Source organism: Streptomyces sp. MNU76 (genome assembly GCF_020982545.1).
Classification (GTDB): domain Bacteria; phylum Actinomycetota; class Actinomycetes; order Streptomycetales; family Streptomycetaceae; genus Streptomyces.
On sequence record NZ_JAJKLK010000008.1, the window covers coordinates 261,764 to 284,446 of the forward strand.

Sequence of the window (22,683 nt, forward strand, 5' to 3'; positions counted from 1 at the left end):
TCCGCCGCATCGTGCGGGCCGCACATACGACACCGGGAGGCGCCGCGCGGGCGCCTCCCGGTGGAAGCGGAGGGCGAGGAGAGCGAAGGAACTCGGTTTCATGTGGAGTGAATGAGAAGGAAGCCCCTTCATGGCCTCGCCACGGGCCACGCTAGCACTCAGCCCGGGATCAGGTCGCGCAGATTTTCGAGGGTGATGATCCGGGAGTCCGGGTGCAGCCCCTCGGGCCGTTCCAGACCGATGTACGTCACGGGCTCGTCCGGCGCCGACGAACTGTCCCACACGTCCATGACCGTGTCCTCACAGGTCATGAGGTCGATCAGGTACCCCACCGTCAGCTGTTCGCGCTCCACGACGGCACGCACCAGCTTCGACACCGACGCCTGGTTCTCCTCGACCCGGTTGGCCGACGAAATGCCCTTGAGATACAGGTGCAGCCACTTCGCGCGCCACCGGCCGTCCTCCCCGCGCCGGAACACCAGCGGCAGCGCCACCCGGCCGACCCCGCGCAGTTCCGACTTCATCCGGACCGTGCGCGGCTCGAACGGCCGGCCCTTCTGCTCGCGGTCGCGCACCATGAACCCGAAGAACGACTCCTCGACCTCCTCGAAGCCCTCGCCCGCGTAGATATTGACCTGCGGGACGACGAACGTGCTGCGCACCCGGTCCAGGGCCAGCTCGATGAACTCCGAGGCCCCCTCGGGCGCCTCGGTGACATCGCCCGAGTGCCGGCCCCCGACGGAGGTGAGGGACGTGTACGACAGCCAGGAGTCGGTGCTGTAGTCGTCGTGCAGGAGCAGCGCCGACAGGTCGTAGTCGGTGCGGTGCTCGGTCTGCTTCCAGTACACGAAGAACCGCAGCCGCCCGCCGGAGACCTCCGAGACCGAACCGCGCGGCAGTACGCCGAGCCCGGCCGCCGTCGCCCGGCCGCTGAGCGGCAGCGCCACGTCCAGGACGTCGGGGTCGACCAGCAGCCGCCCGGGTGCCGGGAGCCGGCGCCGCAGTTCGGCGTCGAGCGCGGCGATCAGCCGGTCCCGGTCGGCGGCCGGAACGGGCGGCCGGTCGTCGGGGCAGACCCAGGCGCGGCCCCGGCGGTTGACGAAGACCCGGGGCGCGTCGCTCTCCCGCTCCCGGTTGTGGAGGTGCTCGCGGACCGACAGGACGACCCGGCCGGAGACCTCGGGCGCGACCTCGACCGTCGCGGCCAGGACCGCGTCGCGCTCCTCCTGGTCGGCGGCGACGCGCAGCAGGAGGTCCAGGGCGCGGAACAGTTTGCCCGGAGCGGACTTCAGCAGCGCCGACGCCCCGGCGATGTCGCACGCGTCGAGCAGCTTCTCGACCCGGCTGTCGAAGGAACGCGCCTCCTTCTCGCCCCGGGCGACGGCGAACACGTCGGCGGCGTGGGGCCAGCGAGGGTACTCGTGCGGGTGGAGGCGTTCGCCGAGCCGCTTGAACGGCTCCCGGTGCGCGTGCACATCGGCCAGCCTGGCCGGGTTCGCCGCGATCACGGCGTCGAGGCCCGCGAGCAGCGCCCGCCGCACCGGCCGGGAGAAGGACCGGAACCGGGTCGGCTCCTGGAGCGTCACGTCGCCGTCCGACAGCGCGCAGGCCAGCCGCAGCACATCGGTGACGGTGTCGAGCAGGAGGTCCGCGCCCACGGCGAGCCGTGCCTCGTTGACCACCGCCCGGTTCTCCCGCACCGGGATCCGCTCCGGCTGGGGGCCGAGGGCGCACCGCTCGGCGAGGAGCTCGAGGTCGCGCAGGTCGTCCTCGCCCAGCGGGGTCGTGCTGCCCGCCAGGGCCAGGTACAGGTCGGTGAGTTCGGCGTCCAGGTCCCGGCCGGGGTGCAGCACGGTGATCCGGTCACCGGCCGAGGCGATCAGCTCGTCCTGCGCCGCGAGCATCTCCTCGTAGGTGTGCTGGTAGCGGCCGTACGTGGGGAGGCTGAGCAGGTCCAGCACCCCACCCGCCAGCTGGGCCAGCACGCCCTCGCGTGCCTTCTTGTCGCCGAGGGCGTGCGCCACGCACCGCGTCCAGAACTCCTCGGTGCTCGGGACGTTCCTGGGGAAGTCGATGAAGTAGGAGTTGTGCCGGACGTGGTCGCCCACCATCTCGCGCACCGTGCGCAGGGTCTGCCGGGCGGTGTACAGGACCGCCGCCTCGGACAGCCCCGACAGCCTCTCCAGCAGCTCCGCCGAGAGCTTGAAGCCCACGTCCATCAACGCAGCGTCGAACTGCCGCGCCGCGGCGGTTCCGTCACCGGGGGACCCCTTGGGGGTGGGCAGGCGGTGGGTGTGCCGGACGACCAGCGATTCGAGACTCTGCGCCATTCCGGGATGATCGCAGAGGTGTACGAATCGGCGCACGGGAGTTTTCCGTACACGGCCGGGCCCGGGCATGAAAAGCAAGGGGCTGCGCCCCGTGCTTTTCATCCCCGCAGGGCCCTGGGCTTTCAGGGGCGCGGGAACTGCGTGAGCAACCCCACCCGCCGCACCCGACAACGCACCCCCGGTCCACCCCGCGCCCGGCCCGCTAAACCTGGGTGTGCGTCCCCAGCCTGCGCCGCGCGTGCGCGAGGAAGCCGTCGAGGGCCAGCTCGAAGGCGGCGTCCGCGCGCCCCTCGCCCGCCGCGTCCAGCGCCCGGGCCAGGCGCGGGGTCGCCGCCTCGTCGGTGATCTCCCACATGGCCACGGGGGCGGCGAGGTCCATCGCCGAGCCGAGGACGACGTTCTCCAGGGCGACCAGCACCGGCATCACGTCGGGCAGCGGGAAGCCCGCGTCGAGCAGCAGGCCGACGGCCCGCTCGTACTGTTCCAGGACGCGTGGGGCCCGCACCGGGGAGGTCATCAGCAGCGGGATCGCCCGCGGGTGCGCCGCGAAGGCGGCGCGGTAGGAGCGGGCCCACGCGGCGAGGGCCGCGTCCCACGGCCGCAGGTCGAGGGTGGAGATGTCGATGCCCTCCGTCACCCGCTCCCGCAGCAGCTCGACGATGCCGTCCCGGCCGTCCACGTGGTGGTACACCGAGCCGGTCTGCACCCCGAGCCGCCGTGCGATCTGCGGAACGCTGAACTCGCCCTGCGCCGCGAGCAGTTCCAGCGCGGTGGTGGTGATGCGCTCCCTGTCGAGCAGGGGGGTGCGCGGCCGTCCCATGGTGTCCGTCCCCTCCGGGGTCTTCCCAGCAGTCCGAGGTGAAGGCTACATTGCGAAAACCGAAAGCCTTTAGGTTTACGGGCCAGGTCATCCCGCACGGCCCCGCTCCAACCGTCCCGTCCACAGCCAGAAGGGCATGCGCCCGCAGCCGAAAGGGCCCCTCGCTCTCATGGCTGAAGGGCCCTCGCCCGAAGTCAGAAGGGCTTTCCCCTCATGACCGTCACCCCCGACGCCACCGCCGCCGACCCGGCGGGGAACGCGGCCACCCCGGCCCCGTCCCTGCGCTCCGGCTCGCTCGGCACCACCGACATCGCCTTCTTCGTCGTCTCCGCCGCCGCCCCGCTCACCGTGATGGCCGGCGTCGCCCCGCTCGCCATCCTGATGGGCGGCATCGGCGCTCCCGTCGGCTATCTCCTCGCCGGACTCACACTCGCCGTCTTCGCCGTCGGCTTCACCACCATGAGCCGCCACGTCCGCAGCGCCGGAGCCTTCTACGCGTACATCACCCGTGGTCTCGGCCGCCCCCTCGGTGTCGGCGCCGCCCTGCTCGCGCTGATCGGCTACAACGCCATGGAGATCGGCGTCTACGGCCTGCTCGGCACCGCCACACGGGACACCGCCCGCGCCCTGTTCGGCACCGACATCCCCTGGCTGCCCGTCTCCCTCGTGGGCCTGCTGCTCATCGGCTGGGCGGGCTACCGCTCCATCGACTTCGGCGCCAAGCTCCTGGGTGTCCTGCTGGTCGCCGAGACCGGCATCCTCGTCCTGCTCGCCGGGGGAGTCCTGGTCGAGGGCGGCGCCGACGGCCTCTCCCTCGCCTCCTTCGCCCCCGGCAACGTCATGGTCCCCGGCATGGTCGCCGTCCTGGCCTTCGCGTTCGCCGCGTTCACCGGATTCGAGTCGACCGTCATCTACCGCCGCGAGGCCCGCGACCCGGCACGCACGGTGCCACGCGCCACCTACCTCGCCATCGGCTTCCTCGGCCTGTTCTACGCGTTCATCGTGTGGACCGTCATCCAGGCCTTCGGTGACGCCCGGGTCATCGCGACGGCCGGCGCCAACCCCGTCGACCTGTTCTTCACCGCCATCACCACCTACGTCGGCTCCTGGGCGGCCGACCTGATGCGGATCCTCATCGTCACCAGCGTCCTCGCCTCCCTCCTCGCCTTCCACAACGCCATCAACCGCTACGGCCTCGCCCTCGCCGAGGAGGGGATCCTGCCCAAGGCCCTGGCCCGCGTCCACCCGCGCCATCGTTCCCCGTACGTCGCGGGCATCGCCCAGACCGTCCTCGGCGCGATCGTCGTCCTCGCCTTCGCCGCGGCCGGCGCCGACCCGTACATGCAGCTCCTGCTGTGGGTGAACACCCCCGGAATGCTCGCCCTGATGCTGCTGCAACTGCTCGCCGCCCTCGCCGTGCCCTTCTACTTCCGGCGCGTCACCCACACCGAGGGTGCCCTGCGCACGGTCGTCGCCCCCACCGCGGCGGCGGTCCTGTTGACCGGCGCCATCGCCCTGGTCGTCACCCACCTCGACCAGTTCACCGGCGCCTCCACCACCGTCAACACCGTCCTCGCCGTCCTCGTCCCGGCCGTCCTCGTCGTCGGTCTGGTCCTGGCCGGGTGGCTGCGCCGCGCCAGGCCGGGGGTCTACGCGCACTTCGCCGCCGAACCGCCTGCCACCGCCGGCTACTGACCACCGGCCCACACCGACCGACCGCCGCACCCACCCCACCACCGGAGGAGACCTCTCCATGCCCACCGCCGACCTCGTCGTCACCGGCGCCCGTGTCCGCACCCTCGACCCCGCCCGGCCCCGGGCCACGGCGGTCGCCGTACGCGACGGTCTGATCGTCGCCGTCGGTGAGGAGGCGGACGTACGGGACTGGCGCGGACCCGGCACGGAAGTGGTGGACCTGGGCGGCGGCCGACTGGTGCCCGGCCTGGTGGACAGCCACAGCCACCCCGTGTGGGGCCTGGACATGGCCACCGGCATCGACCTCACGGCCGTGACGGACCTCGACGGCCTGCGGGGCGCGCTCGCCTCCGGCGAACGCGTCGACGGCTGGGTCATCGGCTACGGCCTCGACCACAACGTCTTCGCCGGCCGGACCGTCGACCGCGCCCTCGTCGAGGACGTCCTCGACGGCGCTCCCGCCTTCCTGCGCCTCTACGACGGCCACTCCGCGCTCGTCAGCGAGGCCACGCTCAAAGTCGCCTGCATCACCGGTCCGCGCGCCTTCGCGCAGCGGTCGCACCTCGCCGTCGACGCCGACGGACGACTCACCGGACACCTCGTCGAGCATGCCGCGATGGCGCTCGTCGAGCCCTTCATGCCGAAGCCTTCCTACGCCGAACGCCGCGACCGACTGGGCGAGTTGCTGCGCGCGATGGCGGCCACCGGACTCACCGGCGCCCATGTCATGGACCTGGGCGACCTGGACCTCGTGGGCGCGCTCGCCGAGGAGTCGCCGCTGCCGCTGCGGCTGCGCTTCGCCCCCTGGTGCATGCCCGGCGCCGACGCGGACGACCTCGCCGAACTCGTCGCTCTCCAGAGCCGGGGCGGACGGCACTGGAGGGTCGGCGGGGTGAAGTTCTTCATGGACGGCACCGTCGAGGGCGGTACCGCGTGGCTCGACCACCCCGACTGCCACGGCCAGGGCACCGACGCGTTCTGGCCCGACCCGGCGGCGTACAGCGCCGCCGTACGAGAGCTGCACCGCGCCGGGGTGCGTACGGCGACACACGCGATCGGGGACGCCGCCGTACGCCATGTCCTCGACACCGTCGCCTCGTTGGGCCCCGGCGGACGGCTCGCGCACCGGATCGAGCACATCGAGTCCGTGCCGGACGAGCTCGTCGGGCGGTTCGCCGAGGTGGGGGTCATCGCCTCGATGCAGCCGCCGCACACGGACTACACGCGGGCCGACCTGTCCGACGAGTGGTCGCTGCGGCTGGGGGAGGAGCGTGCCGCCCGGGCCTGGCGCCTGCGTGACCTGCGGGACGCGGGCGCGATCGTCGCGCTGGGGTCGGACTGGCCCATCGCTCACTACGACGCGCGGGCCGTACTGGCGACGGCGAGGGCGCCGAAGGGGGCGGCGTCCTCAGGGGCGGGCCTCACGGGGCTGCAGGCGCTGGAGGGGTGCACGCGTCACGCGGCCGTGGCCGCGGGCGAAGGCGATGTCGCCGGTCGGGTCGGCCCGGGGCTGCGGGCCGATCTGACGGCCTTGGGAGTCGACCCTGTGGAGGCACCCGCGGACGAGGTCGCCGACGCGCCCGTGCTCCTCACGGTGACCGGAGGGCATGTGGTGCACCGGGGGCTCTGAGGGGGCCGGAGGGGCGGGGACCGAGGAAGTCGGCGGGGAGTCTGAGGAAGTCGGCGGGGCGGGGCTTGCGGGTCTTGCCCGACCGCTCGAATCACGTCACACTGATACCGAACGAATGGTCGGTTGGGAAGCTGGTATCGATGACGACGACAGACTCCGCGGGGGCGCCGTCCCGGGACGCCGAGGACGCCCTCCAGCAGCATTTCGAGGCGACGATCGCGCGGGACCAGCGGATCGAGCCGCGTGACTGGATGCCGGAGGGGTATCGCCGGACGTTGGTGCGGCAGATCGCGCAGCATGCGCATTCGGAGATCATCGGCATGCAGCCGGAGGGGGAGTGGATCACGCGTGCGCCGTCGCTGCGCCGTAAGGCGATTCTGTTCGCCAAGGTGCAGGACGAGGCGGGGCACGGGCTGTATCTGTACTCGGCGGCGGAGACGCTGGGTGCGGATCGTGCGGATCTCACGCAGCGGCTGATCGAGGGGCGTCAGAAGTACTCGTCGATCTTCAATTACCCGACGGTGAGCTTTGCCGATGTGGGGGTGATCGGGTGGTTCGTGGACGGTGCGGCGATCTGCAATCAGGTGCCGTTGTGCCGGTCGTCGTATGGGCCGTATGCGCGGGCGATGGTGCGGATCTGCAAGGAGGAGTCGTTCCATCAGCGGCAGGGCTATGAGCTGTTGCTGACGATGATGCGTGGTACCGGCGGGCAGCGGGCGATGGTGCAGGACGCGGTGGACCGTTGGTGGTGGCCGTCGTTGATGATGTTCGGTCCGCCCGATGACGCCTCGCCGAATTCGGCGCAGTCGATGGCGTGGAAGATCAAGCGGCACTCCAACGACGAGTTGCGGCAGCGGTTCGTGGACATGACGGTTCCGCAGGCGGAGAAGCTCGGTGTCACCCTGCCCGACCCGGACCTGAAGTGGAACGCCGAGCGTGGCCACCACGACTTCGGCACCCCCGACTGGGATGAGCTGATGCGGGTCATCAAGGGCGACGGGCCCTGCAACGCCGAGCGCGTCGCCCGGCGCCGGGCTGCCCATGAGGAGGGCGCCTGGGTGCGTGAGGCGGCCACCGCCCACGCGGCGAAGCAGAGCGAGCGAGCCCGGAAGGGAGCGGCGGCATGACCGGCACGAACAAGGGCGACTGGCCGTTGTACGAGGTGTTCGTGCGTGGCAAGCGCGGTCTGAACCATGTCCATGTGGGCTCGTTGCATGCCGCCGACGACCGTATGGCGCTCACGCACGCCCGTGACCTGTACACCCGCCGTAACGAGGGTGTGTCGGTCTGGGTCGTGCGCTCCGGGCACATCGCGGCTTCCACCCGTGACGAGAAGGACCCGTTCTTCGAGCCGAGTGCCGACAAGGTGTACCGCCATCCCACGTTCTACGACATCCCCGACGACGTCCCGCACATCTGAGGAGCAGGGTATGAGTGACGACCACGTCTACCTGGCCCTCGCCGAGGGACATGAGGACGACACCCGCTGGGCGTACGGCACCGGCTTCGAGGACCCCCTGCACGGTGTGGACACCACGGTGCCCGGCGGCGTCGATCCCGGTGAACTGGCCGCCGTCTGTGTGGCGTTGGCGGACGACGCCCTCGTCAGTGCCCAGCGGCTTGCCGAGTGGACCACCCGTGCGCCCGAGCTGGAGGAGGAGGTGGCGCTGGCGAACATCGGGCTCGACCTGCTCGGCCAGGCCCGTCTGCTGTACTCCCGTGCCGGGCAGGTCGACGGCACCGGGCGTGGTGAGGACGCCTACGCCTACTTCCGCGACGCCGGCGACTTCCGCAACGTACGCCTGGCCGAACTGCCCTGCGGGGACTTCGCGTTCTCCATCGTCCGGCTGCTCGTTCTGTCGAGCTGGCGCCTTGCGCACTTCGAGCGGCTGGTCACGCACCCGGACCCGGTCCTCGCGGCGATCGCGGCGAAGGGCGTCAAGGAGCTGAGCTATCACCGGCAGTACGCCGCCGAATGGGCCGTGCGCCTCGGCGACGGCACGGCGGAGTCGCACCGGCGGATCCGCAAGGCCATGGAACAAGTGGCCCCGTACGTCGGTGAGTTGTTCACCGCGTGCGACGTCCAGGACGAGGTCGCAGCGGTGCTGAAGCAGGTCACCGAGGCGGCCGGAGTACCGATGCCGGTGTACCGGCCGCTGTCGGGCGCGGGCCGCGCCGGTGACCACACGGAGCATCTGGCGCCGCTGCTGGCCGAGTTGCAGAGCGTGGCCCGCGCCCACCCGGGGGCGACATGGTGACCGTACTGACCGACGCCGCGCGGCGCGCCCGGCACATCGCCGAGCAGGTGCCGGACCCCGAGCTGCCCATGCTCACCCTGGCCGACCTGGGTGTTCTGCGCGAGGTGCGGCTGACGGCCGACGGCACGGTCGTCGCGAGCCTGACCCCGACGTACTCCGGCTGTCCGGCCATGGCCGAGATGCGCGCCGACGTGGCGGCGCGGCTGCGCGCCGCCGGCTACGAACGCGTCGAGATCCGCACGGTGTTGAACCCCCCGTGGACCACCGACTGGATCACCGACACCGGCCGCCGCAAGCTGACGGAACACGGCATCGCCCCGCCCGGCGCGGCACCCGGGGCCCGGTCCCCTCCAGCTGTCCCCACCCGGCGGTCCGTGGCCTGCCCCCGCTGCGGCTCGGCCGACACGCAGGAGACCTCCCGCTTCGCCGCCACGTCCTGCAAGTCCCTGTGGCGCTGCCACAGCTGCCGCGAGCCGTTCGAGCACGTCAAGGAGATCTGATGAAAGGCCTCGAGAAGGAGCCGACGAGAGGCCTCCTGGACGCGCCGACCTTGCAGAACGGTGCGGGACGCCCCCGGGTCCGCCGACGGCCGGCCTTCCACAGTCTGCGGGTCGCCGCCGTACAGCCGCTCTGCGAGGACGCCGTCACCGTCGGGTTCGAGGTTCCGGCGGAGCTGGCGGAGGAGTTCGCGTTCGCGCCGGGACAGTCGCTGACGCTGCGGCGCGAGATCGACGGGCGCGACGAGCGGCGGTCGTACTCGATCTGCTCCCCGGCCGGGACGACACCGCGCATCGGTGTACGGGTCGTGCCGGGCGGACTGTTCTCGTCATGGCTGGTCAACGACGTACGGCCCGGCGACACCGTCGAGGTCATGGCTCCCACCGGCTTCTTCACCCCGGACCTCACCGCCCCCGGCCACCATGTGCTGATCGCGGCCGGCTCCGGCATCACCCCCATGATCTCCATCGCCGAGTCCGTGCTCGCCGCCGACCCCCGCTCCACCGTGACCCTCTTCTACGGCAACCGCCGCACGGGCACGGTGATGTTCGCCGACGAACTGGCCGACCTCAAGGACCTGTACCCGGCGCGCTTCCAGCTCGCCCACGTCCTCTCCCGCGAGCCCCGCGAGGCCGAGGTGCTCTCCGGCCGCCTGGACGCCGACCGGCTCTCGGCGCTGATCGACTCCCTGGTCGACGTCGACACGGCGGACCATTGGTGGCTGTGCGGGCCGCACGGCATGGTCCGCGACGCCCAGCGGGTCCTGGACGGACTCGGCGTCCCCGCCGACCGCGTCCACCAGGAGCTGTTCTACGCCGACGACGAACCGGTCCGCGAGACGCGGCACGAGGAGGCTGCCGCCGAGGGGCCCGTCAGCGAGGTCACGGTCGTCCTCGACGGTCGCACGACGACGGCCGCGCTGCCCCGCGAACGCAGCGTGCTCGACGGCGCGCAACGCACCCGCCCCGACCTGCCGTTCGCCTGCAAGGGCGGGGTCTGCGGCACCTGCCGCGCGCTGGTCACGGACGGCCGGGCCGAGATGCGGCGCAATTTCGCCCTGGAACCGGCGGAGGTGGAGGCGGGATATGTGCTGACCTGCCAGTCCTACGCGGTCACGGACAGATTGACGGTGGACTTCGACACCTGACTGGGGGAACGGTTATCGATCACCAACGGCGTACGCGGCCCAAAACCGAGCAGCACCCCGTCCTCCAGATCCGCCACCCGACGGTCCATCCCGGCCGGCGTCTCCCTGATCCCGGGAATATCCACCAGCCCGTCGACCCCGCCGACCGACTCGAGTCCCTTGCTCATCATCAGGATCACCTCGGGCTGGGCCTTGACCAGGGCCTCGCTCGTGACCGGGGTGAACGGCTTGTCCAGCCCGGCCGCCACCCCCGCGTCCTGCGCCCCGGCCGCGTCGATGAGGGAGTCCGCTCCCGACCCCTTCCCGCCGATGAGATAGACGGCGGCCGATCCCCGCATGTACAGGAACGCGACCTTCGGCCGACTCTCCCCGGGCACGGCGGCCCGCGCGGCCTTCAACTCCTCGGCGAACCTCTCGTTGAGGGCCTCGCCGGCGGCCGGGACCCCCAGCGCCTCCGCCACCCGGGTCGTCCGTGTGCTCACGTCGGAGAGTTCGTCGGCCGGGTCGAGGACCACCACGGGCACCCCGGCGTCCCCGTGCATCGGCGGCGTCGACATGACGGGCGAGTCGCACTCCTCCGCGTGGATCTCCTCCAACCCGCCCGACTACGGCGAGGAGTTGGCCACCCGGTACGAGGACGGCGGCGCGTTCGAGGTCGAGCTGACCGTCGACGCCAAGGACGAGTACACCGACTGCTTCAAGGCCCGGTGCGTCCTCGCCACCCGCGCCGACCACACCCTCTCCGGCGACCGCTCGCAGGACGTGAAGGTCCCGGTCGCCTTCGTCGGTCAGGACCCGGTGGACACCGACGACGGCGGTGACACCGACGACGGTACCTCCACCGGCGGTACCTCCGGCGGCAGTTCGGCCTCCGGAAGCACGGGGACGAACGGCACGACCGGTGCCTCCGGCGGCACGGGAAGCACCACGACGGACGGCGGCGGGAGCCTCGCCTCCACCGGCCTGACCGTCCTCGGAGTGGCCGCCTCGGCCGCCGCGCTCACCGTGACCGGCTGGATCCTGCACCGACGGGCCCTCAGGTCGGGCCACGGCACACCCGCCTGATCCGAACGGGCCGAGACCGGAGCCCGGGCCGCCGACACCCTCGGCTGCCCGGGCTCCGCCCGTCCCCGCTCAGCTCGCGTCCCTTCCGCGCCGTCATCGGGTGAGGCAGCGGCGGGAGATTGGTGGGCGACGGCGATCGGAACCGTTCGCCCGCGCAGCATCCCAGAAGGGCTGCACCTGCGCTCGGTCGCCGTCACGGCGATCGGTGCTGTGGGGGTTCCTCACCCCGGCCATCTCCGACCGCATCGGCCGCAAGCCGACCATGATCGCCTTCTCCGCGACAGCGGCCCTGTGCCCGCTCGCGATCGTGTATGTCAGCGATCCCGTGCTGCTGGGCCTGGTCATCGTGCTCACCTACACCGGGCTCGGCTGCTTCACCCTGTTCATGGCACATCGCCTCCCCGAGGCCGTGTCGCTGGAGCAGGCCGCGCTCTTCGAGCCCGCCTCGGTCGCCCTGCACGCACTGCGGCGCGCCGGGACCGCACCCGAGACGGTGGCGGTGGTCGGCCTGGGCCCGGTGCTGGAACGCCTCGGATGTGGATTCGCCACCGTGGTCGGTGCGGAAGATGGCCACTCCGGTGACCGGGCTCAAGATGATCCGCTCAGTCGCTTAGGCTGGTTTCCTTGTCGCCGATAAGGAGGCGCAGGCTGCGGCGGCGTGTGCTCGCCGTCCGTCCGACGGAGGTGTTCGAGTGGCAGTCGCGGGGGGCCGGTCGAGGAAGCGGCTCCAACGGGGAACTCTTTCCCAGGGGCTGATCGCCGGGACCGCGCTGCGGATCCTCGACGAAGACGGGCCGGACGCGCTGACCTTCCAGCGACTCGGCAAGGAGCTGTCCGCCTCCGCAACCGCGGTGTACCGGCACTTCGCGAGTCGCGACCACATCATGATCGCCGTCGCGGAGGAGCTCGACAGGATCTCCCTCGAGGCGTACGAGCCGCACGAGTCGTGGGCCGAGTCGCTGAGTGACCTGGCGATCCGTGCCTGGAACACCGCGCTGGACCACCCGGCGGCCGCCGCGCTCTGCATGGGGAGAGTCACCCGGGGCGTTCACGAGTTGCGCGCCGTGGACGCCGTCCTGGAAGCGTTCCACCGTGGCGGCTGGCGCGGCCGGGAGGCCGTCCTGCACTATCAGGCGTTCTCGAACTTCATCCTCTCCATGGCGAGCAACAACGCCTGGCGGCTCGTCAACCAGCGGTTCGGCGCCGAGGTGAACTGGGTGCAGGAGTACCAGCCGGCCGATCCTGACGCGTACCCCTACGCGGAGGCGGCGAAGGAGCACCTGCGCAGCATCGACATGACCGAAGTCTTCCACCGGCAGACGGACCTCCTCCTCGCGGCCCTTGTGGCGGAGGCGGCGACGCTCCCGCGCGACTGACACGCGTCACTCTTCGCGGCCACCGCCCAGCAGCGTGTCTATGGCCGAAATCGGCGGCGAAGCGGCGCGCGCAAAGATAGTTAACGCTATTGACTACGTCGTTCACTTGGCGGCATCCTCTCCACACCGAGTGCTCCACGGCTCGCTCCCGAGCAGCGTCCGCCGAGCTCCGCGCGCACCGCCTCCACCCCGAACTGCTCGCGCTCGTCCCGCCCGATTCCGTGCGACCTGCGCAGAGCGCGACATCCCTCTCCAGGAGCACCCATGCGCCAGACCCGTACCCGCGCGATCCCTGTGACCGCAGCCGTCGCCGTGACGGCCGTACTCGCCGGCTGTACCACCACGGGATCGACGTCGGGAGACTCGAGCGGCGGCGATGCCGCCACGGCGACGAGGATCCGGACGACGATCGATGTGCCGGCCTCCTTCGACCCGGCCAAGGCTCTCTCCCTGCCGGACTACCAGCTCGCCCGGAACAGTTACGACACCCTCGTGCGCAAGGACGACGGCGGGCTCGTCGGTGGGCTCGCCACCCAGTGGAAGAACACGCCGACCTCGGCCACGTTCACCCTGCGCACCGACGCGACCTGCGCCGACGGGACGCCGATCACGCCGACGGTCGTCAAGGGCTCCCTCGACCGCTACATCGACCCGAAGACGGCATCGCCCGATCTCCCCACGGTCTTCGGCCCCGGCAACACGGTGAAAGTGACCGCCGACGACGCGGCGCGGACGGTGAGGATCACGCTCGCCAGGCCGTGGGGTGACATGGTCACCGGCCTGTCGGTCGCGAGCACGGGCATCGTCTGCCCGGCGGGACTCAAGGACCTCAAGGCCCTTGCCGCCGGTAGGGCCAAGGGCTCCCAGTCCGGCCCCTACCTCCTCGAGAAGTCCAAGTCCGGCGTCTCGTACTCCTACAAACTTCGCCCCGAGTACAAGGCATGGCCGGCCTGGCGTACGAAGATCCCCGGCAAGGTCGCCGCGACGATGGAGTACCTGGTCTCGCCCGACCCGACGGCGACCGGCAACCTCGTGACCAGCGGCCAGCTCGACATCGGCAAGATCGACGCCTCCGGCATCCCGCGCTTCGACGGCGTGGCCGGCCACAGCGTGAGCATCAGCCGGTTCTCCGACTTCTACCTGCTCTTCAACGAACGACCCGGCACCGTCTTCGCTGACGTCGCCACCCGCCGGGCGGTCGCCCAGGCCGTCGACCGCGCCGCCTTCACCAAGGTCGTCTCGAAGGACACGGGCGAGCCGTCGACGATGTTCGTGCAGAAGGGCATCCCCTGCAACGACCCCGGCTCCTCCTTCCTCGTACCGAAGGACAAAGCCGCGGCAGCGGCCGCGCTCAAGGGCAAGAAGATCCGCCTCGTCGGCCCCCAGGTCGTCGGGCCCGCCGGCGCCGGAAACCAGTACATCCAGGAGGCGCTGCGGGCCGCGGGCGCGGACGTCACCCTCGCCAACGTCGACGTCGGGACCTGGGTCGGGACCGTGTTCGGCAAGCCCGACGCCTGGGACCTCACGGTCTTCGCCGACCTCAACTTCCTCGGCAGCCTCGCCAGCCCGCTCGCCAAGTTCGTGGGCCCGACCGTCCCCGAAGGCGGCGGCAACCTCGGCGCGGTGCAGAACCCCGTGGTGAACAAGGCCTTCGCCCAGGGCGCCGAGGCGACGACCGAAGAGGCCCGCTGCGCCGCCTACCAGAAGGCCGCCAAGGCCCTGATCTCCCAGGTGGACGCGGTGCCGCTGGTCAACGACCCGTTCATCTACGCGCTGCGCAAGGGATTCAGCGCACAGATGCTCGGCGGCTCGCTCGACGACCCCATCCTGCGCGTCACCGGCTGACGGACAGGCCGCCGGCACGCGGCGGAGACCCACGCGGCCGGACGCGACCGGCCGGCACGGAGAATCCCCGCGCTGTTCCGGCGCCCCGCACCGAGACCCTCGCATCTTTCCGACAGGAGTCCCCTGGTGATCGACCCATTCAGCACCGCCCAGCAGATCGCCGACCTCGTGCGCACGAAAGAGGTCAGCCCGGTGGAGGTGGCCGAGACCTACCTCGACCGCATCGAACGGATCAATCCCGCCGTCAACGCCGTCGTCTGGCTCGACACCGACGCCGTACGCGCGGCGGCCGTCCGGGCCGAGCGGGCGGTGCTGAGCGGCGATCCGCTCGGCCCGCTGCACGGCGTCCCCGTCCCCATCAAGGACCTCAGCTCCGTCGCGGGACAACCCAACACGATGTCCTCGCTGGCGATCCGCGACACTCCGCAGACGCTCACGGACCCCGACGTCCAGCTCCTCATCGACGCCGGGGCGATCCCCCTCGGCCGGACGAACTCCCCGGAGTTCGGCGCCCTGACCGTCTCCGAGAACGCCCGGCACGGCAAGACACGCAACCCCTGGAATTTGGCGCACACCTCGGGCGGGTCCAGCGGCGGCGCGTCGGCGGCCGTCGCGGCCGGGCTCGCCCCGGTGGCGCATGCCGGCGACGGCGGCGGATCGATCCGGGTACCGGCGTCCGTCACCGGCCTCGTGGGCCTCAAGCCGAGCCGGGGACGCGTGCCCTCGTTCGTCCGGGCCTGGGAACACTCGACGACCGAAGGCGCGATCACCCGCACGGTGCGCGACACGGCCCTCATGCTCGACGTCATGGGCCGCGCCGACCGGCTCTCCTGGTACAGCGCGCCCGAACCGGCGCGCCCGTACATCGAGGAGGTCGGCGCCGATCCCGGACGGCTGCGGATCGGCCTGCTCCTCGACGCGCCGACCGGGCTGCCGGTCGACGCGGAGTGCCGCAAGGCGGCGCTGACGGCCGCGCAGGCACTGCGCGACCTCGGGCACGACGTCGTCGAGGCCCGTCCGAAGATGTTCTCGTACGAGGCGATCATGGGCTTCACCTGGACGATCATCAGCGCCTCCACCTACGCCATCGAGGTCGACGATCCCGACGCGGTGGACCCCTACATCCGGCGCCGCCGGGAAACCGCCCTGGAGGTCACCGCCGGCGACTACGCCCGTACGGCGGCACGCCTGCAGGCCGAGTCACGCGAGGTGCTCGCCCAGTGGGGCAGGGACTTCGACGTTCTCCTCACGCCGACCACGGCGGTCGTGGCGCCACCGGTCGGCCCCGTGTACGACGAGGCGAACTCCGACCCGGACGGCCCGCGGGCCACCGAGACCCGGATGGTGTCGTTCACCGCGTTCGTCAACATCGCCGGGCTGCCCGCCATCTCGCTGCCCGTCCACACGACCCCGGACGGACTGCCGGTCGGCGCGCAACTCATCGGTGCGCCCTACGACGAGGCGACACTGCTGCGCCTGTCGGCGCAGCTCGAACCGCTGTTCCGCTGGCACGAGCGGCACCCGGACGACGCGGCACTCGCGGGGGCGCTGTGAGTGCCGAAACCGCGGTCCCGACCGGGCCGCTGCCGGCCGCACCCGTCCGGCGCGTTCCCCGGCTGCGGCTGGGCCGTGGCTGGGCCGGGTTCGCCGTCCGCCGGGCGGGCGGCCTGCTGATGTCCATGCTGCTGCTCGTCCTCGTGACGTTCCTCATCGTGCCCCTGCTGCCCGGGGACCCGGCCCGTGCGATCGCCGGCACCAACTCCTCCCCGGCCACGCTCGCGTCGATACGCGAACGACTGGGCCTCGACGAGCCGATGGCGACGAGGTTCGTCCACTACCTCGGTGACATCGCGTCCGGACGGCTCGGCACCTCGTTCCGGTTCGACACCCCGGTCGCGGACATCGTCGCGACGCGGTTGCCGTACACCGTCCAGCTCGTCATCCCGGCCGTCCTGCTCTCCCTGGTCATCGCCGTCCCGCTGGGCATGGCCGTCGGTGTCCTCACCCGTGACGGACGCCGCCGCCGGCTCGGCGTCGGCTTCGGTACGGTCGCCGGACTCCTCGCGTCGGCGCCGGTCTACGTCGTCGCGACCCTCCTCATCGTCCTCTTCTCGATCAGCCTCGGGCTGCTGCCGTCCGGCGGCGCCGAGACGCCGAGCGCGTTCGTCCTGCCGATCGCCGCGCTCTGCATCGGCCCGGCCTTCGCCATCGCCCGGGTCGTTCGGCAGGAGACGGCCTCGGTACTCGCCCAGGACTACATGAGGACCGCGCGCGGCCACCGCCTGGGATCCGTGCGTCTCCACCTCCGCCACGCGCTGCCCAACCTCGTGACGAGTGTCCTCACCCTGAGCGGTCTCGTCCTCACGTCCCTGCTCGGCGGGACGATCATCCTCGAGAACGTCTTCACCTACCCAGGGCTCGGCACCGAGGTCGTCCAGGCGATCATCAACAAGGACTACCCGGTGATCCAGGGCATCATCCTCGTCGTCGGCATGCTCGCCCTCCTCGTCAACCTCCTCGTGGACGTCGTCCTCGGGATCGTCGACCCGCGCACGCTCGAGGGAGGTCGTCGTGGCCACTGACACGACCGTGCGCCGCCCGCGCCGCAACCCGTCGCTGCTGTCCGGCGCCGTGATCCTCGGACTGCTTCTCGTCGTGGCCCTCCTGGCCCCGCCGCTGCTGAGCGGTTCCGCCGAGACCCTCACGGACGACACCCGGCTCGGGCCCGGTGCCGAGCATCTCCTCGGCACCGACGCCTTCGGCCGTGACGTCCTCGCCCGGGCGCTCGTCGCGACCCGGCTCACCCTGCTCATGGCCGCCGTCGCCACCGCCGCCTCGTTCGTCGTCGGCGTCGCGATCGGCGCGCTGGTCCACCTGGCCCCCGGATGGCTGCGCGAGACCTGTCTGCGGCTCATCGACTCGGCGGTGGCCTTCCCCTCGCTCGTGCTCGCCCTCGTCATAGCGGCTGTGCTCGGTCCGGGCACGGTGTCAGCGATCGTCGCGATCGCCGTCGCCGGCGTCCCCGGGTTCGCACGGCTCACGGCGAATCTCGCCGCGACCGTCGCGGACAAGGACTACGTGCTCACCGCGCGCCTGCTCGGCGTCCCCGGCCTGCGCATCCTGGGCCGGCATGTCCTGCCGAACATCAGCGGGCCGCTGCTGGTGCTCCTCAGTTCGAGCTTCACCCTGTCCCTGCTCGACATCAGCAGTCTGTCGTTCGTCGGCCTCGGTGTGCAGAGCCCGCAGTACGACTGGGGACGGCTGCTCAACGAGGCGCTGCCGTCGATCTTCGCCCAGCCGTCGCTCGTCCTCGCTCCGTCGATCATGCTCATCGTCACCGGTGTGGGCGCCATGCTCCTCGGGGACGGCGTGGCCTCACTCGTCGACCCGCGAACCCGCGGCACGGCGCCCGCACCGGCCGGGACGGCGGACGCGGCGGTACCGGCCGCCCCGGCACCGGCGCCTCAGGCGCTTCAGGCGTCGGGCGGTGCGGGGGCAGCGGCCGGCGCGGAGCCGGACGGCCTGCTGACCGTCGCCGGGCTGACCGTGCGGGCCGGCGACCGGACACTCGTCGACGACGTGTCGTTCACCATCGGGGCCGGCCAGATCGTCGGCCTCGTCGGGGAGTCGGGCTCGGGCAAGTCCACCATCGCCATGGCGGTCGCGGGTCTGCTCCCCGAGGGCGTGCGGGCGAACGCGTCGCGCCTCGCCCTCGGCGACCTCGACCTGCTCGGCACACCGCCGCAGCGACGCCTCGCGACCGAGATCGGCATCGTCTACCAGGACCCGATCGGCACGTTCAACCCCGCGCTGAGGCTCGGCACCCAGCTCACCGAGGTGGCCAGGGTGCATCTGCGGACGCCCCGGCGTCAGGCCGCGCGGGACATGGTCCGCGCCCTGGCCGACATCCACGTCACCGAGCCGGACCGGCGGCTGCGCCAGCACCCGCACGAGCTGAGCGGCGGCATGCTCCAGCGCGCCTCGATCGCCTCCGCGATGACGACGAACCCGCGGCTGCTCATCGCCGACGAACCGACGACGGCCCTCGACGTCACGGTCCAGGCGGAGGTGCTGCGGCAGTTCCGGCGCATCAACCGCGAGCACGGCACGGCGATGCTGTTCATCTCGCACGACATCGGCGTGGTCGGCGTGCTCTGTGACACCGTCCTGGTGCTCCACGGCGGCCGGGTCGTCGACCGGACGACGGGCGCCGACCTGCGCCGGGGGACGGTCACCCACCCGTACACCCGCGCGTTGCTCGCGGCGACGCCCGCCGCGGTCGAGGCCGGCGAAACCCTCAGCGCGGTCCGGTGGACGGCCGACGCGCACGCGGCGCAGCCGAGCGGGGCGCCGTCGGACGATCTTTTCGACAAAGCCGCGGACCGCCCCCCGGCCGCGGAAGGGAGCCGTTGATGTCCGCCACCGCCACCGCACCGGACCCGCAAACGGCCGATCCGCTGCTGCGCGTCGAGGATGTCACCGTCGAGCTCGGCCACGGCGTCGCGGCCCGCAGGGTGCTCAAGGGAGTCTCGTTCGACATCCCCCGGGGCAGCACTCTCGCGCTCGTCGGCGAGTCCGGGTCGGGCAAGACCACGCTCGCGCGGACACTCGTCGGCGTCCACAGGCCGTCGAGCGGCCGGATCCTCGTGGACGACGCCCCGCTGCGCACCTCGCGCGGACGGGCGGGAGCCGCGACGGTTCAGATGATCCCGCAGGACCCGTACTCCTCGTTCGACCCGCGACGCACCGTCGCGCAGTCGCTCGCCGAGGCACTCGATCCGATCCGGGCCAGGGTCAAACCGGTCCGTACCCGGATCGCCGAGCTGCTCGGCCAGGTGAGCCTCGACCCGGACACCATGGACCGCTACCCGCACGAGTTCTCCGGCGGCCAACGGCAGCGGCTGGCGATCGCACGAGCCCTCGCACCGCGTCCCCGGTTCGTCATCGCCGACGAGATCACCTCGGCCCTCGACCTGACGACCCAGGCCGAGATCCTCAACCTGCTCGCCGATCTGCGCCGCCGGCTCTCGCTGACGATGCTGTTCATCTCGCACGACCTGGCCGTCGTCCGGCACGTGAGCGACTCGGTCGCGGTCCTGCTGCACGGGGACCTCGTCGAACTCGGCCCGACCGGGGCCACCTTCGCCGCGCCGAGCCACCCGTACACCGCTCAACTCCTCGCGTCCGTCCCGGGCGACCCGAGGTTCCGCCTCGACGACGAGCCGGCAACGGCGTGAATCGTCCGGACGCGATGCGGCTTCCGGCCCGCGCGGCGCTGTGGGCCTGGACCTCGCCGGTCGTCAGCCCCTTTGCCGCGTGGCCGCGCCGCCGCCGGCGAGGCGAGCCGGTTCACGGACGCGGCCGTGGCCGGGGCTTGGTGGGCGGCGGACCAGGCCGGGCCACGCCGCGTGCAGGACCCGGCGGGAGTAGTGGCGGGCTGGGAAGCGGGCCGATGACGTGCCTTGATCGGCCGCCTGCGGCGCCCAAAGATTAGAGTGCTGCTCAATGTAGAGGATCCTCAGGACTGAGTAAGGACTTCAGTTCCAGGCATTCCATGCTTAGAGTGTTGCTCTAATTCGGCCGAGACGAGGAGATGCCCGCGGCATGAGACTGACTCCCACGGAGCGTGACCGGCTGCTGCTCTTCGGAGCCGCTGAGCTGGCCCGCGCCCGCCGTGCCCGGGGCTTGCGGCTCAACGTGCCGGAGGCGACCGCGCTGATAGCGGACACCGTCTGTGAGGCCGCCCGCGACGGTGCCCGGCTCGCGGAGGCCGTCGAGCGCGCCAGATCCGTGCTCGGCCCGGACGACGTGTTGCCAGGTGTCGCGGACGTCGTGACCGAGGTGCAGGTCGAGGCGGTCTTCGACGACGGTTCGCGGCTCGCCGTCGTGAGCGACCCGATCGGCGGGAGTCTCGGCGGGCGGGCTCCGGGCGCGCTGCTGCCGGGTCCCGAGCACACGGAGCCCGAGGCGACCGTCGGGCTGACGGTCACCAACACCGCCGCCGTGCCGGTCTCCGTCACCTCCCACTTCCACTTCTTCGAGGCCAACCCCCGGCTCGACTTCGCACGGGAGAGGGCCTACGGGATGCGGCTCGCCGTACCCGCCGGGTCGTCCGTGCGCTTCGGGCCGGGGGAGAGCCTCCAGGTCGGGCTCGTGCCCATCGGGGGCGATCGGATCGCCATCGGGTTCGCCGGTCTGGTCGACGGGGCACTGGACGCGCCCGGCGCCCGCGAGGAGGCACTGCGCCGCGCCGCCGCCTGCGGATACCTCGGCGTACCGGAGACACCTGATCAGGAGGTCGGGCGATGAGCCGCCCAGGAGGCCACCCCGCCGAGGCCCGCCGCCTCAGCCCGTACGAGTACGCCGCCACCCACGGCCCGCGCGCGGGCGACCGGATCCGGCTGGGCGACTCCGGCCTGACGATCCGCGTCGGGTCCGACTCGCAGCGCTACGGTGACGAGTTCCTCGCCGGGTTCGGCAAGACGGCCCGGGACGGACTGCACCTCAAGGCGGCGGCCGTCCGGGACACCTGTGACGTGGTCATCAGCAACGTCGTCGTGATCGACGCGGTGCTGGGCATCCATAAGGTCTCCATCGGCATCAGGGAAGGCCGCATCTGCTCGGTCGGGCGGGCCGGGAACCCCGACACCCTCGACGGGGTCGACGTCGTCGTGGGCACCGGGACCTCGATCGTGTCCGGCGAGGGGCTCATCGCGACCGCCGGAGCCGTCGACACCCACGTCCACCTGCTGTCGCCACGGATCATGGAAGCCTCGCTCGCCTCCGGCGTCACCACGATCATCGGGCAGGAGTTCGGGCCCGTGTGGGGCGTCGGGGTCAACTCGCCGTGGGCGCTGCGGCACGCGTTCAACGCCTTCGACGCCTGGCCGGTCAACATTGGCTTCCTCGGCCGGGGTTCGTCCTCGCATGAGGCACCCCTGATCGAGGCCCTCACCGAGGGCGGCGCGTCCGGCTTCAAGGTGCACGAGGACATGGGCGCCCACACGCGTGCCCTGGACACCGCCTTGCGCGTCGCCGAGGAACACGACGTGCAAGTGGCCCTGCACAGCGACGGATTGAACGAATGCCTCTCGGTCGAGGACACCCTGCGCGTGCTGGAGGGCCGGACCGTCCACGCCTTCCACATCGAGGGCTGCGGCGGCGGACACGTCCCGAACGTGCTGAAGATGGCCGGCGTCCCGAACGTCATCGGCTCCTCCACCAACCCCACCCTCCCCTTCGGCAGGGACGCCGTCGCCGAGCACTACGACATGATCGTCTCCGCCCACGGCCTCAAGCCGGACCTGCCCGGCGACGCCGCCATGGCCCGCGACCGCATCCGCGCCGGGACCATGGGCGCCGAGGACGTGCTGCACGACCTGGGCGCGATCGGCATCACGTCGTCGGACGCGCAGGGGATGGGGCGGGCCGGCGAGACCGTCCGCCGTACGTTCGCGATGGCCGGGAAGATGAAGGCCGAGTTCGGGGCGCCCGACGACCACGACAACGAGCGCGTCCTGCGCTACCTGGCCAAGCTGACGATCAACCCGGCCATCGCGCACGGCCTCGCCCACGAGGTGGGGTCGATCGAGGTCGGCAAGCTCGCCGACATCGTGCTGTGGCGGCCGGAGTACTTCGGCGCCAAGCCCCAGCTCGTGCTCAAGGCCGGCTTCCCGGCGTACGGCGTGGTCGGTGACCCGGGCGCGGCCACCGACGCCTGCGAACCCCTCGTCCTCGGCCCGCAGTTCGGGGCCCAGGGCGCCACGCCCGCCGACATCTCGGTCGCCTTCGTCGCCCAGGCGGCACTCGACCAGGGAGGCGACGCGATGCCGACCCGGCGCCGCAGGGTCGCCGTACGGGGCACGCGCGGCATCGGGCCGGCCGACCTGCGCCTCAACTCCCGTACCGGAGCGGTCGACGTGGACCAGCGCACGGGGCTGGTCACGCTCGACGGAGAGCCGCTGCGCTCCGAACCGGCCGAGTCCGTCTCCCTCAACCGCCTGTATTTCCTCTGAATGT

At 71.8% G+C, this 22,683-nt stretch carries 19 protein-coding genes and 1 pseudogene; 17 read left to right on the top strand and 3 right to left on the bottom strand.

What is annotated here, in order from left to right:
- Window positions 1–158: 158 nt before the first annotated feature.
- Both E4N62_RS21395 and E4N62_RS21400 read right to left on the bottom strand, forming a co-directional pair.
- Window positions 159–2,330 carry a TerD family protein gene (locus E4N62_RS21395; protein WP_230216734.1) on the bottom strand — a complete coding sequence of 724 codons (2,172 nt, stop codon included), beginning with the start codon at window positions 2,328–2,330 and terminating at the stop codon, window positions 159–161.
- A gap of 202 nt (window positions 2,331–2,532) precedes the next feature.
- Window positions 2,533–3,150 (bottom strand): TetR/AcrR family transcriptional regulator, encoded by a 618-nt coding sequence (locus E4N62_RS21400; protein WP_230216736.1) that lies wholly within the window; start codon window positions 3,148–3,150, stop codon window positions 2,533–2,535.
- Window positions 3,151–3,363: 213 nt separating this feature from the next.
- On the opposite strand from E4N62_RS21400, the gene E4N62_RS21405 reads away from it, so the two are divergent.
- The 7 genes from E4N62_RS21405 to paaE all read left to right on the top strand — a co-directional run bounded on the left by E4N62_RS21405 (window position 3,364) and on the right by paaE (window position 10,378).
- Window positions 3,364–4,845 carry an APC family permease gene (locus E4N62_RS21405; RefSeq protein ID WP_230216738.1) on the top strand — a complete coding sequence of 494 codons (1,482 nt, stop codon included), beginning with the start codon at window positions 3,364–3,366 and terminating at the stop codon, window positions 4,843–4,845.
- A 58-nt stretch (window positions 4,846–4,903) separates the two neighbouring features.
- Window positions 4,904–6,475 carry an amidohydrolase gene (locus tag E4N62_RS21410; RefSeq protein WP_230216740.1) on the top strand — a complete coding sequence of 524 codons (1,572 nt, stop codon included), beginning with the start codon at window positions 4,904–4,906 and terminating at the stop codon, window positions 6,473–6,475.
- A 140-nt stretch (window positions 6,476–6,615) separates the two neighbouring features.
- A complete protein-coding gene (paaA, locus tag E4N62_RS21415) occupies window positions 6,616–7,602 on the top strand; it encodes a 1,2-phenylacetyl-CoA epoxidase subunit PaaA (protein ID WP_230217072.1) in 987 nt (328 codons plus the stop codon).
- Window positions 7,599–7,895: a 1,2-phenylacetyl-CoA epoxidase subunit PaaB gene (paaB, locus tag E4N62_RS21420; RefSeq protein WP_230216742.1), complete on the top strand. Its 297-nt coding sequence runs from the start codon at window positions 7,599–7,601 to the stop codon at window positions 7,893–7,895. Before paaA ends, paaB begins: the two co-directional genes overlap by 4 nt.
- A gap of 10 nt (window positions 7,896–7,905) precedes the next feature.
- Window positions 7,906–8,733, top strand: a complete 828-nt coding sequence (gene paaC, locus E4N62_RS21425) for a 1,2-phenylacetyl-CoA epoxidase subunit PaaC (RefSeq protein WP_230216744.1) — start codon at window positions 7,906–7,908, stop codon at window positions 8,731–8,733.
- A complete protein-coding gene (gene paaD / locus E4N62_RS21430) occupies window positions 8,727–9,233 on the top strand; it encodes a 1,2-phenylacetyl-CoA epoxidase subunit PaaD (protein WP_230216746.1) in 507 nt (168 codons plus the stop codon). Before paaC ends, paaD begins: the two co-directional genes overlap by 7 nt.
- Complete coding sequence (paaE, locus tag E4N62_RS21435; protein ID WP_230216748.1) at window positions 9,233–10,378, top strand: 1,2-phenylacetyl-CoA epoxidase subunit PaaE; 1,146 nt, start codon at window positions 9,233–9,235, stop codon at window positions 10,376–10,378. The genes paaD and paaE overlap by 1 nt, the downstream gene beginning before the upstream one ends.
- On the opposite strand, the pseudogene E4N62_RS21440 reads toward paaE, so the two are convergent.
- Window positions 10,336–10,911 (bottom strand): annotated as a pseudogene (locus E4N62_RS21440) (hemin ABC transporter substrate-binding protein); the annotation flags it as partial. The gene paaE and the pseudogene E4N62_RS21440 overlap by 43 nt on opposite strands.
- A gap of 22 nt (window positions 10,912–10,933) precedes the next feature.
- On the opposite strand from E4N62_RS21440, the gene E4N62_RS21445 reads away from it, so the two are divergent.
- The 10 genes from E4N62_RS21445 (at window position 10,934) to E4N62_RS21490 (ending at window position 22,679) form a co-directional block, all read left to right on the top strand.
- The gene (locus E4N62_RS21445) at window positions 10,934–11,443 is read left to right on the top strand and encodes a hypothetical protein (RefSeq protein WP_230216750.1); all 510 of its coding nucleotides are present in this window, start codon (window positions 10,934–10,936) and stop codon (window positions 11,441–11,443) included.
- 205 nt (window positions 11,444–11,648) lie between these two features.
- Entirely contained in the window at window positions 11,649–12,080 is a 432-nt protein-coding gene (locus tag E4N62_RS21450) for a hypothetical protein (protein WP_230216752.1), read from the top strand.
- 55 nt (window positions 12,081–12,135) lie between these two features.
- Window positions 12,136–12,819, top strand: coding sequence for a TetR/AcrR family transcriptional regulator (locus E4N62_RS21455; RefSeq protein ID WP_230216754.1), 684 nt, complete (start codon window positions 12,136–12,138; stop codon window positions 12,817–12,819).
- Window positions 12,820–13,083: 264 nt separating this feature from the next.
- On the top strand, window positions 13,084–14,664 hold the full coding sequence (locus E4N62_RS21460) for an ABC transporter substrate-binding protein (protein WP_230216756.1): 1,581 nt from the start codon (window positions 13,084–13,086) through the stop codon (window positions 14,662–14,664).
- 126 nt (window positions 14,665–14,790) lie between these two features.
- Entirely contained in the window at window positions 14,791–16,218 is a 1,428-nt protein-coding gene (locus E4N62_RS21465) for an amidase (RefSeq protein ID WP_230216758.1), read from the top strand.
- Window positions 16,215–17,246: an ABC transporter permease gene (locus tag E4N62_RS21470; RefSeq protein WP_230216760.1), complete on the top strand. Its 1,032-nt coding sequence runs from the start codon at window positions 16,215–16,217 to the stop codon at window positions 17,244–17,246. Before E4N62_RS21465 ends, E4N62_RS21470 begins: the two co-directional genes overlap by 4 nt.
- A complete protein-coding gene (locus tag E4N62_RS21475; protein ID WP_230216762.1) occupies window positions 17,236–19,077 on the top strand; it encodes an ATP-binding cassette domain-containing protein in 1,842 nt (613 codons plus the stop codon). Before E4N62_RS21470 ends, E4N62_RS21475 begins: the two co-directional genes overlap by 11 nt.
- Window positions 19,077–19,901: an ABC transporter ATP-binding protein gene (locus E4N62_RS21480; RefSeq protein ID WP_230216764.1), complete on the top strand. Its 825-nt coding sequence runs from the start codon at window positions 19,077–19,079 to the stop codon at window positions 19,899–19,901. The genes E4N62_RS21475 and E4N62_RS21480 overlap by 1 nt, the downstream gene beginning before the upstream one ends.
- A 367-nt stretch (window positions 19,902–20,268) precedes the next feature.
- Entirely contained in the window at window positions 20,269–20,973 is a 705-nt protein-coding gene (ureA, locus tag E4N62_RS21485) for an urease subunit gamma (protein ID WP_230216766.1), read from the top strand.
- Window positions 20,970–22,679 (top strand): urease subunit alpha, encoded by a 1,710-nt coding sequence (locus E4N62_RS21490; protein WP_230216768.1) that lies wholly within the window; start codon window positions 20,970–20,972, stop codon window positions 22,677–22,679. Before ureA ends, E4N62_RS21490 begins: the two co-directional genes overlap by 4 nt.
- Window positions 22,680–22,683 lie beyond the last annotated feature (4 nt).